Annotated in this window: 1 protein-coding gene; it reads right to left on the minus strand. The window is 75.4% G+C overall.

The annotated features are described in order from the left end of the window. Positions 1–7: 7 nt before the first annotated feature. On the minus strand, positions 8–1,600 hold the full coding sequence (locus tag AC07DI_RS36975) for an AMP-binding protein (protein WP_384261867.1): 1,593 nt from the start codon (positions 1,598–1,600) through the stop codon (positions 8–10). Between the last annotated feature and the right edge of the window lie 764 nt (positions 1,601–2,364).

A 2,364-nucleotide genomic window follows, 5' to 3' on the forward strand; every position in this document is an offset into this window, starting at 1 on the left:
CCGGGGGTCAGGCCGGGTCGGCCAGGCGCTGCTGCAGGTGGTCGGCCAGCGCGATCCGCTGGACCTTGAGCGTGGCGGTGCGCGGCAGTTCGGCCTGGGGGATCTGGACGGGGTCGGCCAGCTGGGGGAAGTCGGTGACGGCGGCGCGCCAGCGGCCGGGGTCCAGCGGGGTGTCGTCGGTGGTGCAGATGACGGGGACGGGCCGGTTGCCGGGGCCCGGCACCACGACCAGTTCGCTCAGTTCGGCCAGGCGGCCCAGGACCACGTCCTCGACCTCCAGGGAGCTGGAGACGCCCTCGATCATGTCGACTTCGCGGTCGAGCATGTGCAGGCAGCCCAGGCGGGTGCGGTAGCCGACGTCGCCGGTGCGCCACCAGGCGCCGTTGCGGTTGGTGTCGTAGCGGTCCTGCTCGGCGAAGTAGGTTTTGGCCAGGCCCGGCCAGGCGACCTCGATGAAGCCGGGGTTGTCCTGGGAGGGGGTGCGGCCGTCACGGCTGACCACGCGGACCTTCGCCGCGCCCAGGGGCATCGCCCAGCCCACGCAGCGCCCGTTGGCCTTGTGGGCGGAGGAGCGCAGGTAGGCGCGGCCGACGGCGGGGCCGACCTCGCTCTGTCCGTAGATCTGGAAGAAGAGGGCGCCGGGCCGGCTGGAGGCGTTCAGCAGGCGGCTCATCGTGCGCGGGTGGATCGCGTCGAAGGTGCTGGAGAAGACCTTCACCGAGGCGAAGGGGCGGCGTGCGTCGGTGGCCAGCTCCTCCCAGTCCATCAGGGAGTTGGGCAGGGCCTCGACGAAGCCGGGCCGGTGCGCGGCGAACTGCTCGGCGATGCTGTCGGGGTCGGATTCGCGCAGCAGCAGGATCGGCAGTTCCTTCAGCAGGGCCAGTGACATCGCCGCGACCATCCGGGAGTGCACGAAGGGGATGTGGATGGCGACGGTGTCCTTGCGGCGCATCAGGGCGAGCAGGCGCCACTGCGGCACCAGGCGGATGCCCTGGGTGCGGGGGGTGTGCACGACGAGTTTGGGCAGGCCGGTGGTGCCGGAGGTGTGGGTGATCACGGCGGCCTCGTCCAGGGGGCGGACCACGGGGCGCACCCGGGGGGCGCCGGCGAGCGCGTCCAGGGCGTGCGCGCCGCTGCGCTCACCGGCCACGATGATCACGCGGCGGGTCAGGCCGGTCAGGGCGATGCCGGCCTGGCGCAGGCTGTCCAGGGTGGGGGCGTCGGTGAGCAGGCTGGGCCGGCCCACCCGCTCGGTCAGCGCGCCGACGGTCGCCGGGTCCAGGGCGGGCGAGAGCATCACGGGGACGGCGCCGATGCGCGAGGCGGCGGCGCCGAGCATCCAGATGTCGGCGTTGGCGCGCTTGTGGATGACCAGGTGCTCATCGGGCCGTACGCCGGCCGCCCACAGGCGGGCCGCCAGCTCGTCCACGGCGCGGGCGAACTCCGCGACCGTCAGGCGCCGCCCCACCGCGGGCAGGGCGTCCAGGTCGTGGTCGAGGGTCAGGGGGGTCGAGCCGTTGACGGCGGCGGCCATCTCCGGCAGAAGTCCCAGGTGCAGGCCGCGCTTTTGTATCGATCGGTAAACCGTGGAGCCCTTCATCGGGCTGTCTCCTTTGCTGCGGAACGGGTGGACGGACAGGCGCGGACGGGCGCGAGAGAGGGCGGACGGGCGAGAGAGGGCGGGCGGGTGAGAGAGGGCGGGCGGGTGCGGGCGGTGGGGGGCGGCCCGGCGCCGCGCCCCCCCCCGGGGCGGGCGGACACCTTTTCGCGGCCGGGCCTGACATTGCGCGGGGCTGTGTCGTCGAAGGGAGTGAGGCGGACGAGGCGGACGCCGCCGTCCGGTGGCGCGTGCCGGTGCCGGACGGGGCAGCGCCTGGGCCGCGCCGGGGCGCCGGGGGCGCCCCCTCGGGCCGGTCCACGCAGCCGGCCGCGCCCCCGGATGCTGCCCCTGGCCACCGGCCGGGCCGCTCGCGGCGGCGACGGCCACCGCGAGCGGCCCGGCCGGGCTCCACTCCCCCCGCCCGCCGGCACACCTACGAGCACACGGCACACGGCACACGGCACACGTACGAGGACACCGCGCGCACGGGCGCACGGCGGCTGCGGGCGTCCGGCACGGATGAGCGCACGGCACGCACTGCCGTACGGCAGTGACGGGCGGGCGTGCGGCGGTGACGGGCGCACGGCGTGGGCGGCGCAGCCGCGTCCTGGGGCAGCTCCCCGACGGTCTGGGGGTGTTGGGTGCGGGTGGTGTACGCGGGTGGCGTCGCCGTTGTGGGGCGGGTGTTCAGGTGGTGGTGCGGCCGGCTTTGAGGGCGGCGGCGGTGTCGGTGACGCGGCGGGCCTGGTGGCGGGCGGCCTGGA

Source organism: Streptomyces sp. NPDC044106 (assembly GCF_056433985.1).